Source organism: Arsenicibacter sp. R0_47, from assembly GCF_057652235.1.
Genome location: NZ_JBYFCJ010000002.1, coordinates 498,383 through 514,510 on the forward strand (window position 1 = coordinate 498,383; position 16,128 = coordinate 514,510).

Genomic DNA, 16,128 nt, shown 5'->3' on the forward strand with positions numbered 1-16,128 from the left:
CAAAACCACTGATCCCTATGCGTACGTCTATCCCTGCTTCCGCCCTGAAAGCCTTGACCGGCTTTTGGATCAGCTTCCTGATGAGTTTGCCCGTCCACGGACAGGTTTTTCCTGATAGTCAGTGGAGTCTGACGACTATCAATTCGAAGATGCTTGTAACGGCCGACGGCAATATTGCCGTGGTAAGCGGAGGCAATATCCGTTCGTATACACCTCAAGGTTTGTTACGCTGGACAACAAATGTATTCGTGGACGGGTCTTATCCGTCTGGTACCGAAACGCTCGGCCGGGATAGCCAGGGCGGGATTAGTGGCGTATTCAATGGCTATATCCCGCGGTATATGTACCTGTATCGTGCCATGGCCCGCATCAGCGAAGCGGGCGTTCAGAAGAGCAGCACGATCATGGAGCAGGTGTCCGGTACGTCAGGTACGCTGGCGGGTGTACGGTCGATCGAAAGTCTGGTCTATACGGCCGATGATCAGGTCGTGCTCTGTACAACTGTACCTTCGTCAGTATCCACGACAGGGGTAGTGGTTATCAAAGGGGGGACTCCGGGGTGGCAGGCAAGAATAGACTATCCGAACCCTTCGCCCGCAAGCCCCGACCGGACCATAACCAAAGCCGAACGCATGATCGCTACCCCCGACGGCGGTTTTCTGGTGGTTGGCTATTACAATTCTTACGGTGTGATCGGTGATCCGCTGAACACAACGGCCCCGTCGTCGGGCTGGGTGGCCAAACTGGACGCGCAGGGCACTCTGCAATGGCAGAAACTCATGCGTGGTTTTCCGTTTCCGAATGTCATATCCGGATCTGATCCGGGGGCGGTTCTGGCGACAAATGCCATTACCGATGTGCTACCAATCCCCGACGGGAGCGGGTATGCCCTGGCAGGAATCGGCTACGGGTTTTCATCGCTGGTACAGGCTCCCCCGCACACCGTGCTGGTCGAGATTGACCTGAACGGTAATCTGAAACGCTCGAAAGTATATCCGACCGACGCGACACCCGGCTACATCACATCCTATACCGCTGCCGACGGGCAGACCTGTTACGCGCTGGCCAATACCGACCTGAGTGCGCCAAACTACGATTACCGGGTAATGAAAATAAGTACGGCACCGGGGGCGGCAAACAGTCCGGCATCGTTGTCATTGCTGGGTGAAAGGACGTACAGCTTTCAGGAGTCTGCTTACCCGCCGGAGCGCCTGACCGGTATCGGTGTGGCCGGAGACGGCGGGTTGGTACTGGTCGGAAGTATTGGTGTGTTAAAACTGCAAACCGAAGCCCCGCAACCCCTGACGCTGCTGAAACCGGTATATGACTGCGCCACGCAGCAGTTTACCTTTTTGTCAAAAGGCGGAGACGGGAGCGACGTAAGTTATATGGCGATCGGCATTACGGGCTGGACCACACAGAAAGGCCCGCATCTGGTGCAGCCCTTCTGCGATGTTGAACCGTTTCAGCTGCGTGCCCGTCAGGCAAGTAATCCGCTGGCCATTGTGACGACAACCTGGGATTATACCGCAACCTGTCCCAATAACTGCACGGCAATACCGGCTCCGCCGTCCAATACGGCCGTTAATACAGCAGAATGCGGCAGCCCCGCGCCGACCGTCGGGCAACCGCTGACGATACAGCCGCCGGTCTATAATTGCCAGACCGGTGCCATTCAGTTTGTGGTGTCGGGTGGCAACGGCAATCCGGTTGAGTTCATGAGCGTCGGCATTACCGGCTGGACAACCAACTGCCATAACCGGGTTGATAGTCCCGATCTGGTAGCTGATATTCAGCGGCCGGGTTCAACGGTAGCGCCGTTTATCCTGTTTGCCCGGCAGCGGAATGCGGGCGGGGAGTATACCGTAGTTCAATACCGATGGGATGCCCGTGCTGCCTGTGGCCTTGCGCCCCGGTCGGGTGTTGATCAGGAGGCCGGAGAGCTGGTCGTACAGGTGCTGGGGAATCCGGTGCAGGGTAATCTGGTTGAGCTGACCGTCGATGGCATCCGGCAGGAATCCCTGACGGTATCGATGTTCAGTATGCAAGGGCAACTGATCGGGTCGAAAACGGTGGAGGGTGCGCAGCAGGCGGTCTGGCTGCAAATGCCGTTGCAGGCGGCGGCCGGTAGCTACCTGATTCAGGTCCGGACGCCAACCCGCCGGAAGGCCGTCCGGGTAGTGAAACCATAGCCGGGGCAGGTGCATTTCACCTGGATTCTGCTGCATTTCACAGGGTAAAAAACACATTTTAACCGGAATCAGATCGGATGGCAACCGGTGTAGCGCCAATTTTGATGCAGTAAACAACAACAAATACTGCTCAAAATGACCTCTACTGTGAAGGCGCTGCTGCGCCAGCCGCAAGGGCTCCGTATAACCCTTGCCACCCGATTTGTGGCCTTACTGGCCGGTTTAGCCTTGTTGACAACGGCTTGCAAGAAAGAAACAGAACCAACACCGGCCGGCATCGTAACGGCTGCTGCCGGTCCTGACCAGCAGGTGCAGGTCGGACAGCCGGTAGCGCTCGACGGCAGCGCGTCTACAGACAGTAAAGGCAAGCCGCTGACCGCGCAATGGGCTTTTGTCCGGAAACCCGCCAAAAGTACCGCAACGCTTCAGAGCCCGACGACGCTGAAACCTGCCTTTACGCCCGACGAGACCGGTGAATACGAACTGGAACTGACTGTATCGAGCGAAACCGGTAAAAGTACCGATAAGGTGCTGGTAACGGCGAGTGTGGCGCAACCTCTGGCCATTACGGCGAATATCAGCGTAAAAACCGTCCTGACCGACCGCGTCCTGAACCCTGATCTGCCTGATTACATCGTGACGAAAAGCATTGCCGTAAACCACGAACTGACGATCAACCCGGGCGTGGTGATTGCCTTTGAACGGGATACACGGCTGGATATCAATGATAACGGCGGGATTATCATCGCGAAGGGAGACGCCAATAACCGGATCCGGTTTGTGGGCGTCGAAAAAACGAAAGGGTACTGGGCAGGTATTATGCTGTATTCAGGCAGCAACGCCAACGTGTTCGATTATGTGGATGTGATGCATACCGGCAGCCGTACCATGCTCAGCACTACCAAAGCCGGTCTGGCCTTTTTCGGTTCGTCAAAAGCACAGCTTGCGCTGAAGAATACGGTATTTACTCAGAATGACGGTTATGGCATCTATGTTCAGGATGGTGGTATTCTGCGCGAATTTGCGGCTAATACGTTCAGTAATAATACCGAAGCGGGTATCCTGCTGAATGCCCTCAACGTGGCGAAACTGGATGCGGCTTCGAAATTTACCGGTAATAACGGCCGCGATGTAGTCGAAATCAGCGCGTCGGCTGTGAAAGACAGCCCTGAGGTAACATGGGCCGGCTTTGCCGATAAAACACCATACCGCATAACAGGTACCGGTCTGACGGTAGATACCGGCTTTAAACTGAGCCCGGGCGTTGTGCTGGAGTTTGCACGGGACGCCAGTATGATGATCAATAGCGGCGGGTATCTGTCGGCCGTCGGAACAGCCACGAACAAAGTTATTATTACGGGCGCCAACCGGACGGCTGGTTACTGGCGCGGTATTATATCTTACTCAACCAGCAGTCAGAATGTGCTGGAAAATGCCGAGCTGAGCAATGCCGGCAGCACGGCAATTGTGTCGGGCAAAAAAGCCAATCTGGCAATATATGGCAACCTGTCGGCCTTCACCGTAAAGCAGTCGCTGATCAGCGGCAGCGGGGGCTACGGAATCTTTGTGGCATACGGTGCAAAAGCCAATGCCGATATCAATACGGCCAATACCTTCAACGGGAACGTACAGGGGAGCCTACTGAAAGAATAAGCCTGCAACGTTTTTATACCGGAACCGCGTATCAGAAAAGAGGACAGACAGTCGCTTCTGATACGCGGTTTTTATTGGTAAAATTATATTTATAGTTTATAAAGTGCCGTTAGGTAGAAACATGCGACCATTTACGAAGAAAACTAACCTGTATGTCAAAAAGGCGTGCCAATTTTGACCCTATTGCCCTATTCTAAACGGAATAGGCATTGGTACAATCTGAATTAATGTATGCGCATAAACCTATACTGTTTATTTTTTTATTCGTTGATATGTCTGATGGTTTCCTGCCGCTCAGAGACGTCTTCAATAAATCCAAATTCACCGGAGTATCCGCGTGAGGGGACGGCAACCGGTACCGGTGCCGCAACGGGTACTGCCTCCAGTCTGGTCATCGGGCCGGAGGGCGGAACCATTACCGTCAGTGGCGGAAAAGCAACCCTGGTCATTCCGGCAGGCGCCGTGGATAAGCAAACGGCATTTACGCTTCAGCCAATCACTAACCTGGCCCCGAACGGCATGAGCACGGGCTACCGGTTATTGCCGCAGGACCTTAAATTAGGCAAAGCCGCCACCCTGACCATCGCGTATACCGATGCGGAGCTGGCGGGGAATACGGCCGGCATGATCGGGATGGCGCAGCAGAAAGCCGATAAGGTCTGGTATACCTCCATTGGTCAGCAGGTTGACGGGGCGAACCGGACCGTGACAACGCCTGTAACTACGCTGGGTGATATTGCCTTATACCGTCAGTATGCGCTGGCCGATGAGTCAGGTGCGGAGAGCGACTGGGTGGCGTATTACGGGTCAACCATGCGGTTGCTGGTTTCTGAACTAGCGCCGATGACCGTCAACAACGGGGAGCCGCTCCGCCGCGTAACGGCGACAGCCGCTGCCATCAGTTGGGGACTTGACGGGCACGGTAAACTAACCGGCGGCGGGCTGGCGGGTACTTATGTGGCTCCGTCGTATCATCCGGCGCAGAATCCGGTAACGGTTACGGCGAGTGTGCCAACCGGCAAGGGGGGGGCGGTCGTAACGCTGAGCCGGCCCGTGTATGTGGGCATGGGCTACATCCGCTACACCCTCGACGGCAAAACAACGCTCTGCACAACGGTCAGTCTGAAGGAATTCAGCAACAGTTATTCAACTATTCTCGGGGCGAGCGATACTGCTCCGCTCAATCTGACTTTCCGCACGACCGGTACCGGTGTACTGCCGTTCGGCGATTATGTGGCGCTTGACAACCGGAGCGGGCTGGTGGTCTGCCGGCCATCGGGCAGTACTATGGAATGGTTTGATACGCGCGGCGACTGCATGGGCCTGCGCTATGCAACGGGTCAGCTGACAATCAGTCAGTACACCAAAAACACACTTGTAAAAGGTAGCCTGACCGGGACAATGATTCCGCGGGCGAACGGATGCGGCACTAACGGACCGGCTATCAGCGGTGAATTTCTGGTAAAAGTACCGGCTGGTAAGCAGTAACGGATACGCACTATATATTAACGGGGTCACGTCAGTATTCTACACTGACGTGACCCCGTTTTTTATGGCTGGTATTAAATGACTATTAAAACAAGCATATTAAAATAGTCATAAAATATTGTAATATTTTTCCATTGAGTTATTGTCTGATTTACTTTATATTGAATATTCTAATTTGTTAGATGGATTTTACTGTAAATAATAAAATTTAAGCAATTAATTATTGTAATTTTTTATATATATCAAATTTAATTTTGAATTAATGAATTTTTGTATTGAGATTTATAAACCAAGATAACTTATAGAAAAGCGGAAAAAGGTCTATTAGGAGCCAAATAAGTAGACTGAGTGATTTGAAATAACTAGTTAGTTTCTCTATCTGGCTATTTTGAGAATAGTGATTCAAATTAGAAAAGTACTAAATATATTATTATACACTATACCTCTGTTAATCTATGCGTAAAACATGTACAGCCTGCCTGTTGTGTATAGCGATGCTGTTCAGCCTGATCAGCTATGCACAGGACCGATCTGTGAAAGGGCGTATTCTGGCAAAGGATGGCGCCGGCCTGCCCGGGGCGAATGTGCTGATCAAAGGCACGGACCGTGGTAGCACGACAAATGCAAACGGTGAGTTTTCGGTATCAGCACCGGCCAATGCGGTGCTGGTGGTTTCGTTTATCGGTTATACGCCACAGGAAATCCTGATCGGTACAAAAACGACCGTAGAGGTAACGCTCGAAGAAGATGCGTCGCTCCTGGGCGAGGTGGTGGTGACGGCCCTCGGGATCACCCGCGAGAAAAAAGCGCTCGGCTACTCGGTACAGGACCTGAATGGCAAACAACTGACGCAGGCGCGGGCAACTAACTTCGTCAACGCCTTATCGGGGAAAATTGCCGGTGTGCAGATTACAGGCTCCAACGGGGCGCCCGGTGCGTCGTCGCGGATTCTGATCCGGGGTGCCAGCTCAATCGGAAGCAATAACCAACCCTTGTTTGTGGTTGACGGGGTGCCGATTGATAACGGCAACTACGGCTCCGGAACGGGGATCGACTATGGTAACGGGGCCGCCTCGCTGAACCCCGACGATATTGACAATGTAAGCGTACTGAAAGGGCCGAGCGCTGCTGCCTTGTATGGCTCGCGGGGGGCAAACGGCGTGATTCTGATTACGACCAAGAGCGGTAAGGGAAGCAAAGGCATCGGGGTGTCGGTGAACTCAAATACAGCCTTTGACACGCCGTTCCGGCTGCCGGAGTGGCAAAATGAGTACGGACAAGGCAACAAAGGTCAGTTTTCGTTCGTAGACGGCACGGGCAAAGGCGTCAACGACGGGGTTGACGAAAGCTGGGGCCCGAAAATGGACGGTCGGCTGATTCCGCAGTTCGATTCACCAATCGCAGCCGACGGCACGCGCACACCGACCCCGTTTATTGCGCATCCCGACAATGTGAAGAATTTCTTTGAAACCGGTCGTACGCTGACCAACAACATCGCTATTACGGGTGGCAGCGACAAAGGCGATTTCCGGCTATCATTCACTGATCTGAATCAGACGGGTATTCTGCCGAATACAGATTATAAACGCCGTACCGTTTCACTCAATGCGGGCTGGAACCTGACAAGTAAGCTGAGTGTCCGGGCAACGGGCAACTACGTGGTCGATGGCAGCGATAACCGCACCAACTGGGGCTTGTACTTCATCTGGTTCGGCCGGCAGGTGGATATGGACAAACTGCGCAACTACCAGGCCCCGGGCAGTATCTATCAGTACAACTGGAACTACAACTATTGGACCAACCCATACTACGTACTGAACCTGAGCACAAAGGCCAACGAACGGGATCGTATATACGGCAACCTGTCGGCGACCTACAAATTTACGCCCTGGCTGACGCTGACCGCCCGTACCGGTACCGACGTATATGAGGACCGTCGGAAAACACGTAATGCCGCACGGATTGATAACCTCAACGGTGCCAGGCAGTATGACAGCTATAACGAAGAACAGATTTTTGTGCGTGAATCAAACTCGGATTTCCTGTTGAACGCTACGCACAAGTTTGGTGATATCGATGTGACGGCCAATATCGGAGGCAATCACCGCCGCAACTATTACCAGCGGAATTACATGGGCGCGACCGAACTGGCCATTCCACGGGTCTGGAACCTGGGGAACTCGCGGCAGGCGAAAGTAGCCGAGAACTCGTTTACCGAGAAAGTTGTCAACAGCGTTTATGCGTCGGCTAACCTGGGTTTCCGCAACTATCTGTTCGTTGATCTGACCGCCCGCAATGATTGGTCGAGTGCCTTACCAGCGGACAACCGCTCCTATTTCTATCCGTCGGCGGCAGTTAGTGCGGTGCTGACCGATATGTTCAACCTTAGCTCACCCGTTCTGTCGTTTGCCAAAGTCCGCGCCGGTGTGGCACGGGTAGGGAACGACACGGATGCGTACCGGCTGGTACAGGCCTACAAGTACGAAAACCCGTGGGGCAGCACACCGACGTTGTCCGAAAACAATGCCATGCTGAACGCCACGCTGAAGCCTGAGCTGACCAACTCCTACGAAGTGGGGGCTGAGGTAAAGCTCTGGCACAACCGCGTGGGCATCGACGTGACCTATTACAACAAACAGTCGTTTAACCAAATCCTGGACGTAAACATCTCACAAGCAACCGGTTTTGTGTCTAAGCTGCTGAACGCCGGCCGTCTGGAGAACAAGGGGGTTGAGGTCCAGCTGAGTGTAACACCGGTAAAAACAAACGCCTTTCAGTGGGACATAGCGCTGAACTGGGCGCAGAATCGTAACAAGGTTATTGAACTGGCCGAGGGACTGACAACCTACACGCTTGGTACGATGCGGGGGATGTCGATTGAAGCACGGGTGGGTCAGCCATACGGTACGTTCTTCGGGCAGGGCTTTCTGCGCGATCCGGCGGGTAACATCGTATACGACAAAAGCGGCTATCCGCAGATTAACCCGACGCGCCGGATTCTGGGGAACTTTACGCCAAAGTGGATCGGCGGGTTGCAGAACACGTTCAGCTACAAGCGCTTCAGCCTGAGCACACTGATTGACATGAAGCAGGGCGGCGATATTTTCTCGCAGACGGTGAACATCGGCCGCTACACGGGTGTGCTGAAAGAAACCACGCTGGGTCGTGAAACCGGCATTGTGGGCGAAGGGGTCGTGAACATGGGTACGGCAACAGAACCAAATTATGTACCGAACACAACCCGTATCAGCTCGGAAGAGTGGCACAAAAAGTACTACTCGCTGACCAACAACGAGGCGACAATCTTCAACGGCAGCTTTGTAAAGCTCCGCGAAGTGAAGTTCACCTACATGCTGCCGGGCCAGTTTATCAAGCGCCTGCCGTTCCGCGATCTGGCGGTATCGGTGGTGGGCCGTAACCTGGCGCTGCTGCATAGTAAAGTACCACATATCGACCCTGAGACCAGCTACTACAACGACGGCAACCTGCAGGGAATCGAAAATGGTCAGATCCCGACTACCCGTACCGTTGGTTTTAACATCAGCTTCAACCTGTAATCCCTATGAAACGTATTTTAGCTTCATTCCGCTATAAAGCATTGGTCGTTGCCGGTTTGTTGGCCGCCTCGGCCTGTACGGGCGATTTTGATCAGATCAACACCAACCCGAATGCGCCGTCGACGGCTACCGCCGACCTGTTTCTGCCGCATGGTATTCAGAGCGCCGTGGATGCCTACTGGGGTGGTTCACTGGGGATGGATATCGGAGATCTGATTTCGCAGTACTGGGCCCGGATTCAGTATACCGATGTCGATCAGTATACGATCACGAGCGATATCTACAGCGGAGCCTGGCAGACATTTTATGTGGAGGCCCTGGCGGATTATCAGCGGATCTACAAGCTTGCGGCCGACAACAAGAGCCCGAACTATCAGGCGGTGGCCATGATCATGCGCTCGTGGGTGTTTTCGCTGCTGACCGATATTTACGGCGATATTCCGTATACACAGTCGATTCAGGGTATCGAAGGGATTGTGCAGCCGAAATACGATACCCAGAAAGAGGTGTATGCAGGAATCCTCAAGGAGCTGAAGGCCGCCAATGACATGATCGACGTAACGGATAAAACCAAAGCGATTGCGGGCGATATCCTGCTGGGCAACGACCTGACGCGCTGGAAGAAGTTTGCCAATACGCTGAGTCTGCGGCTGCTGAACCGGATTGCGACGAAGACGGACGCCGGATTTGACGTGAAGGCCGAGATCAACCGGATTCTGGCTGATCCTGCTAAATATCCGGTTCTGACGTCGAACACGGATAATATCCAGCTGAATTACCTGGATGCGACTAACAACAACAACCCGATCAATCAGAACCGCAAAACGCGCGATGACCACCGCGTGAGCGCAACGCTGGTAACCCGTTTACAGGCGCTGAGCGACGCCCGTCTGGCAGTATATGCCGATAAACCAGCCGATGGCGGCGATTACAAAGGCGTACCGAACGGCCTCTCAAACGCAGATGCAAATGCGCTTGGCCTGTCGAAAACCTCAAAAGTCGGGGCGTATTTCGTGTCGGCCACTGCGCCGGGCGTGATCATCAGCTATGCCGAGCTGTTGTTTATCAAAGCCGAACTGGCTTACAAGGGCTTCACCGCAGCGGGCGATGCGGCGACCAGCTACACCGGCGGGATCACGGCTTCACACAGCCAGTACAAGCTGACGGTATCACCGGCTTACCTGACGGCCAACGCCCTGAAAAACGGTACTGACGGATACACGCAGATCATGGAACAGAAGTGGATAGCCTTGTTCGGTCAGGGGGTAGAAGCCTGGACCGAGTACCGCCGGACTGGTATTCCGGCCTTGAAACCGTCGGTGATTAACGTAAACGCGGGTATTATTCCGACCCGTTTACCCTATCCGGGCTCCGAAGAATCGCTGAATTTTACGAACTTTAAGGAAGCGCTGACGAAACAGGCCATTGCCAACGATATGAAGTCGAAACTCTGGTTTGCCAGATAAACCCGTATGGGCGACCTCATGGGGTCGCCCATACATACTATTATGAAAAAAAATATTTATTCAACGCTGCTGGCGTGTCTGGCGGCTGGTCAGTTGCCGGTTCTGGCGCAGGATGACGCGACCCTGCTCAAAAAGGCGCACAAGATTCACGAAAAGGCATTTACGGTCGATACGCACGCGGATACGCCGATGCTGCTGTCGCGCGGCGGTTTCGATGTAACGAAAGACAACGATGCCCGTACGTCCAACAGTAAGGTCGACTATCCGCGTATGCGCCGTGGCGGCCTCGATGCCATTTTCTGGGCGGTGTATCTGGGGCAGGGACCCCGCACACCCGAAGGCCACGAGGCAGCGAAGAAAAAAGCGCTGGGTATTTTTGATGCCATCGACAATACGCTGAAAGCCACGGCGTCGGAAGCCGAACTGGCAACAACGCCCGAAGCGGGTTACCGCATCGGTAAAACCGGTAAGCGCGTGATTTACATTGGTGTCGAAAACGGCTATCCTATGGGTCATGACTTGTCGTTACTGAAAACGTTTTATGATCGTGGAGCGCGCTACATGACGCTCTGCCATTCGAGCAACAACGACATCTGTGACTCGTCGACCGACCCGAAAGGGGCCGAGTATCAGGGGCTGAGTCCGCTAGGGGAACAGGTCGTGGGCGAAATGAACCGGCTGGGCATGATGGTCGACGTCTCGCACGTGTCAGATTCTACGTTTTATGACGTTATCCGGTTATCGAAAGTGCCCGTCATTGCGTCGCATTCAGGGGCGCGGGCTATCTGTAACCACCCGCGTAACCTGACCGACGACATGCTGAAGGCACTGGCCAAAAACGGCGGGGTAGTACAGCTGAACCTGCTGAGCGACTATGTGAAAACCATCCCTGCCAATCCGGAGCGGACGGCGGCGATGGATGCGCTCATGGCGAAATACGGGCTGAAAAGCCGGATGGGCATGGCCTCGCTACCGGACGAAGAGCAGAAAAAAGCACGTGCCGACTTTGCGGATATCAACAAAAAATACCCTGTCCAACTGGCAACTGTCAAGGATGCTATTGACCACATTGACCATATTGTAAAGCTGATCGGCATCGATCATGTAGGCATGGGCGCTGATTTTGACGGCGGCGGTGCGCTCGCCGACTGCTTCGATGTGAGTCAGTACGAAAACATGACGGTTGAGCTGGTCCGACGAGGGTATTCGAAGAAAGACATCGAAAAAATCTGGAGCGGTAACTTCTTCCGCGTGATGAAAGCCGTTGATAAGGCAAAGGCACCGGCGAAAGAAGTCGCCTTGCGCTGAGCGAGTCCTTAGCATACAAACGTCCTGATAATGATTGTTTTGGGCCAGTCATTGTCAGGGCGTTTTTGTTTTTGATATTTACCTTCACGATTTCTTAATTATGTAGTTTGGCCGCAAAGCAGGAGATTTGGGCAATCAATCCGCTTTTATACCAGATCAACAGACAGATGGCCGCGGCCTCCTGACTCACTATGAAAAAACGCTTTGCCCTTGGAATTCTTTCGGGACTGATGCTGCCGGCATCACTGACCCACGCCCAGCAACTTTTATTGACAAATTATACGGTTGCCGGTGATCAGCCGGTGGTTGGAACCATTGTGACGAAAAACGGTGCTGCCCCGCAGAAGCTTTCACTGAAAGGCCCGGACGCCCGCCGGTTTATGATCGATGGGCAGCAGCGGCTGGTGCTGCGTCCCGGCAAAGCCGATGCCAATGCGGTGTCGTATGCCGTGGAAATTAAGGGACAGACGCCCGAAGGCAAGGTGTCGGAGTCGTTCCGGATCGTGAATGATCAGTTTCTGAAGAACAAAGTTATTGCCCACCGTGGCGCATGGAAGCATACCGGTGCGTCGCAGAACTCAATCGGCTCGCTGCAACAGGCCATTAAATTGGGGTGTATGGGCAGTGAGTTCGATGTCCACATGTCAGCTGATTCAGGCCTGATTATCAGCCACGACCACGCCCATCAAGGTGTCCAGATTGAGAAAACGCCGACGGCAGAACTCACCGCCCTGAAGCTGGCCAACGGCGAAACTATGCCGACACTCGGTACTTATCTGGATGCCGGTACAACGCAGAATAAAACACGGCTCATTCTGGAAATCAAGGCATCGCAGCTCGGTAAAGAGCGGTCGCTGGCGCTGACTAACAAGATCGTGAAGATGGTAAAAGCGCACCAGGCACAGGGTTGGGTCGATTACATCAGCTTTGACTATGATGTCTGCAAACGCATTAAGGAGCTGGATCCATACGCCAAAGTTGCTTACCTGACCGGCGACAAGGCGCCCGAATTACTGGCTGCCGACAAGCTTTTCGGCCTTGATTACCACTTTAGTATCCTGAAGAAAAACGAAAACTGGATCGACGAAGCGCAGCAGAAAAAGCTGACCATCAACGCCTGGACCGTCAACGATCCGGCCATGATGGACTGGCTGCTGGGTAAAAACGTTGATTTTATCACAACCGACGAGCCGGAGACCCTGCTGACGAAGGTGAAGTAAGGGTTGTGATCGAATCTTCCAGGAAGTTCAAAACTTCCTGGAAGATTCGATCAGGAGGTAAGTTTTTGCTGTTCCGGATTTGAAATCCGGCGCAGCTACTATACCAGTCTTATTTTCTTTCGCCGCAAAAACAGTACGGCCGCGGTGACGAAAGCCCCGAAGAGTCCGAGGCCGGTCGTGATGAGTCCCGATATCATGTGAAGCGGCGGCGTTCTGCCAACGTGTTTGAAGGTGCTGTACACAATCAGTTCTTTCTGAAGCAGGTACTTGCCCGCCACATCGGCCGTATGGGAGTAATGTACCGGTTTGTCATCGACATAGCCGTCGAGGGTGATCGTCATGAATGTTCCGTCTTCAGTAATGCTGGTCCGCATCGAATCGGCGCGTGTTGGTTGCGGGTGCCCTACCCAGAGCAGGAGCAGCAGACCGCCGGTTAGTAATCGGTTCATTGTCAGTAGATTTGTTGTTATTAGATTAATATATACCTTCCTATACCTTCCAGGAAGTTTAGAACTTCCTGGAAGCTAAAACTACTCCGTTTTTAAACTCTTCACCGGATTCATCAGCGCGGCTTTGATAGTCTGGTAACTAACCGTACCGATGGCAACCAGAATGGCCCCGGCAGCCACCAGTATAAAGGCCCCGATACTGATGCTGACCCGGTACGGATAGTTGTTGAGCCACTGCTGCATGCCGAACCAGGCCAGCGGCAGGGCAATGGCCAGTGCGATGACGACCAGTTTAACGAAATCCCGCGAGAGCAGCACCACAATGCTGGCTGCGCTGGCACCCATCACTTTCCGGACACCGATCTCCTTTGTGCGTTGTTCAATAGCCAGCAAGGCAACGGCAAACAAACCCAGACAGGACAGGAAAATCGCAATGCCCGAGGCAATGCTGAACAGCCGCGACATCGTCTGCTCATTCTGGAACCAGGCATCCACGTTTTCGTCGAGAAACGAGGCCATGAATTCAGCCTGAGGCGCAACCGTCTGCCAGTAAGCCTGTAGTTTGGTCATGGCGGCCGTCGGGTTCGGCGTGTTTACCCGGACAAACAGATAGCTGATCGGCTCACGGTGCGAGAGGTGCATGGTCACCGGCGCGACTTTACCGGTCGGCGCATACAGGTGGAAGTCCGCCACCATGCCGATAATCTGCGAGCGGGTGCCGCTGGTGTCAGAGCCGAAAAACAGGCCGACCGGATTTTTAACACCCATTTCCTTCGCCATACTTTCCGAAATAATCACGCGGTTGACGGAGTCGGTAGCGTAAGTCGGGTCAAATTCGCGGCCGGACAGGAGTTTGATGTTCAGCGTTTTCAGGTAGTCGTAATCAACCAGCAACCAGTCTGTTGTAATGTTTTTGCCTTTGTAAGCCATACCGGTCATGCTGCGCGAGGTCACACGGTCTTTGCCACGGCCGAGGTTCACGCTGCTGCCGGTGATGGAGACAATCGCAGGGTCCTGCGCAAAGTGATCGCGGAACCGCTGCAGCATCATCCGGCCGTTGGTCCGGGTACCAACCGGAATGCTGATGACCTGCTCTCTGGAGAAGCCAAGCGGCCGTTCACGGAGGAAATCAATCTGCTGGATGGCCACTACCGTACAGCAGATCAGCAGACAGGAAATGGTAAACTGGGTAATGATCAGGGAATTGCGGAGGATGCCCGGGCGTTTGAACGAAATTTTGCCCTTCAGCACATCAACCGTCCGCAGCGTTGTCATACGCCATGCCGGGTAACCGCCTGCCAGCAGCGAAACGACGAGAAAGATGACCGCCATCAGGCCGATAAAGCCCGGCTTCTGTAAATACGACAGGTCGATGCGGGCGTCAAAAAAGGCGTTGAAGGAGCTGATGAGGCTGTAAGCCAGACCGGTGCCGAGTAAAAAGCCGGACAGGCAAACGACCAGGGCTTCGCCCCAGATCTGTATAAACAACTGATGCCGTAAGGCGCCCAGCGATTTGCGCACTCCCAGCTCACGCGCACGGGTGAACGAGCGTGCAATGGTCAGGTTGATGAAGTTAATACAGGCAATCAGCAGGATAAAAACGGCCAGACCGGACAGCGCGTAGACCAGGGCAACCGGTGCGCCTTTGCCAGCCGTGATGTCGCGGTCAAAATGGACATTCTTCAGTTTTTGCAGCCGGATCGCAAACAGGTCGCCCCGTTCGTCGGGTTTGGCGCCTTCTTTTTTCAGGTCGGCGATGGTGCGGGCAAACTGAGTGTTGGTAAATGACCGCAACCGGCTTTCGAGCGTCGCCTGATCGAGTGTTGCCGGTGTTTTGAGGTAAACGCTATACGAATTACCGTCCCAGTTTTTCATGTCCTGCCGGTAATTGTCGGTGCTCTCCACCCGGATCAGCGCATCGCAGTGGATCGACGAATTGTCGGGCAGGTCGGCCATTACACCGGTGACCATGTAGTTTCGTTGTTCCGTAAGCTGCCCGAGCCGGAGTTGTTTGCCCATCGGGTCCTGTTCACCGAAAATGGTTCTGGCCATGCTTTCGCTGATGACAATCCCGCTCAGGTTTTGCAGGGCCTGCTGCCGGTTGCCTTTAACGAGCGGAAACGAAAAGATGCGCAGGAAATCCGGATCGGTCAGGGCAATGTGCTTGTCAAAATACTTGTCGTTGTGCGACACGAGGCTTTTGGTGCCGATCCGCAGGCGGGTTACGCCTTCCAGCTCCGGGAAGCTGGTTTTGAGGGCGGGTCCCAGCGGCAACGGCATAATACCCGAGCGGGCGGAGCTTTGCGGTGAACCGGAGAAAAAGTAGGTCTGGAAAATGCGGTCGCCGTCGGTATGAAACGAGTCGAAGGTAAGCTGCCGGTAGACGGTCATGAACAGAAATGTGCAGACGCAGAAGGCAACAGCCAGACCTGACACGTTGATAGCCGTGTAGCCTTTGCTTTTCCAGAGCGTGCGAAGGGCGATTTTAAAGTAATTCCGGAGCATGTCGATACGCAGAAAAGAAGGTTGGTTAACAGGTGGAAACGGGTCGTTCAGGGCCGGATAGGTCTGGCTTGAGGCGGTGCGCCGTTTCAGGAAATAGGGTCGGTAAAAGGTCAGGACCTGGCGGACGTACAAACGCCGGGCGCGGGTCGGGCCAAACGCCCTGACATCGGCCGCGAACTGTTCGTGGAGGTCGCCCTGCAATTCTTCGTGCAGCTCAGGCGGGCAAATCCAGCCGAAGAGCCGGTCGGCCCAGGCGGGTGGGGCAGGGGACAGGTTGTTGCGGTCCATGA

General features: G+C 54.0%; 9 protein-coding genes. 7 read left to right on the forward strand and 2 right to left on the reverse strand.

All coding sequences use genetic code 11. The features are described 5' to 3' along the window. Window positions 1-17: 17 nt before the first annotated feature. From AC23NW_RS05340 to AC23NW_RS05370, 7 genes are all read left to right on the forward strand, one after another. Complete coding sequence (locus tag AC23NW_RS05340) at window positions 18-2,192, forward strand: T9SS type A sorting domain-containing protein (RefSeq protein ID WP_487448166.1); 2,175 nt, start codon at window positions 18-20, stop codon at window positions 2,190-2,192. A 135-nt stretch (window positions 2,193-2,327) separates the two neighbouring features. Continuing rightward, entirely contained in the window at window positions 2,328-3,845 is a 1,518-nt protein-coding gene (locus AC23NW_RS05345) for a right-handed parallel beta-helix repeat-containing protein (protein ID WP_487448167.1), read from the forward strand. Between the two features lie 279 nt (window positions 3,846-4,124). Beyond that, window positions 4,125-5,333: a hypothetical protein gene (locus AC23NW_RS05350; RefSeq protein WP_487448168.1), complete on the forward strand. Its 1,209-nt coding sequence runs from the start codon at window positions 4,125-4,127 to the stop codon at window positions 5,331-5,333. A gap of 455 nt (window positions 5,334-5,788) precedes the next feature. Continuing rightward, the gene (locus AC23NW_RS05355; protein WP_487448169.1) at window positions 5,789-8,890 is read left to right on the forward strand and encodes a SusC/RagA family TonB-linked outer membrane protein; all 3,102 of its coding nucleotides are present in this window, start codon (window positions 5,789-5,791) and stop codon (window positions 8,888-8,890) included. A gap of 5 nt (window positions 8,891-8,895) precedes the next feature. Beyond that, a complete protein-coding gene (locus AC23NW_RS05360) occupies window positions 8,896-10,356 on the forward strand; it encodes a SusD/RagB family nutrient-binding outer membrane lipoprotein (RefSeq protein ID WP_487448170.1) in 1,461 nt (486 codons plus the stop codon). Between the two features lie 42 nt (window positions 10,357-10,398). After that, window positions 10,399-11,664 carry a dipeptidase gene (locus AC23NW_RS05365; protein ID WP_487448171.1) on the forward strand — a complete coding sequence of 422 codons (1,266 nt, stop codon included), beginning with the start codon at window positions 10,399-10,401 and terminating at the stop codon, window positions 11,662-11,664. A gap of 191 nt (window positions 11,665-11,855) precedes the next feature. Then, the gene (locus AC23NW_RS05370) at window positions 11,856-12,884 is read left to right on the forward strand and encodes a glycerophosphodiester phosphodiesterase (RefSeq protein WP_487448173.1); all 1,029 of its coding nucleotides are present in this window, start codon (window positions 11,856-11,858) and stop codon (window positions 12,882-12,884) included. 98 nt (window positions 12,885-12,982) lie between these two features. On the opposite strand, the gene AC23NW_RS05375 is transcribed toward AC23NW_RS05370, so the two are convergent. Next, a complete protein-coding gene (locus tag AC23NW_RS05375; protein ID WP_487448174.1) occupies window positions 12,983-13,333 on the reverse strand; it encodes a hypothetical protein in 351 nt (116 codons plus the stop codon). 81 nt (window positions 13,334-13,414) lie between these two features. Continuing rightward, window positions 13,415-16,126 carry an FtsX-like permease family protein gene (locus AC23NW_RS05380; RefSeq protein WP_487448175.1) on the reverse strand — a complete coding sequence of 904 codons (2,712 nt, stop codon included), beginning with the start codon at window positions 16,124-16,126 and terminating at the stop codon, window positions 13,415-13,417. Window positions 16,127-16,128: the final 2 nt, after the last annotated feature.

Excerpts from the sequence above, each read along its gene's own strand:
- AC23NW_RS05340 (WP_487448166.1), top strand. The coding sequence starts at position 18 with ATGCGTACGTCTATCCCTGCTTCCGCCCTGAAAGCCTTGACCGGCTTT.
- AC23NW_RS05345 (WP_487448167.1), top strand. The coding sequence starts at position 2,328 with ATGACCTCTACTGTGAAGGCGCTGCTGCGCCAGCCGCAAGGGCTCCGT.
- AC23NW_RS05375 (WP_487448174.1), bottom strand. The coding sequence starts at position 13,333 with ATGAACCGATTACTAACCGGCGGTCTGCTGCTCCTGCTCTGGGTAGGG.
- AC23NW_RS05365 (WP_487448171.1), top strand. The coding sequence starts at position 10,399 with ATGAAAAAAAATATTTATTCAACGCTGCTGGCGTGTCTGGCGGCTGGT.
- AC23NW_RS05370 (WP_487448173.1), top strand. The coding sequence starts at position 11,856 with ATGAAAAAACGCTTTGCCCTTGGAATTCTTTCGGGACTGATGCTGCCG.
- AC23NW_RS05360 (WP_487448170.1), top strand. The coding sequence starts at position 8,896 with ATGAAACGTATTTTAGCTTCATTCCGCTATAAAGCATTGGTCGTTGCC.
- AC23NW_RS05355 (WP_487448169.1), top strand. The coding sequence starts at position 5,789 with ATGCGTAAAACATGTACAGCCTGCCTGTTGTGTATAGCGATGCTGTTC.
- AC23NW_RS05350 (WP_487448168.1), top strand. The coding sequence starts at position 4,125 with ATGGTTTCCTGCCGCTCAGAGACGTCTTCAATAAATCCAAATTCACCG.
- AC23NW_RS05380 (WP_487448175.1), bottom strand. The coding sequence starts at position 16,126 with ATGGACCGCAACAACCTGTCCCCTGCCCCACCCGCCTGGGCCGACCGG.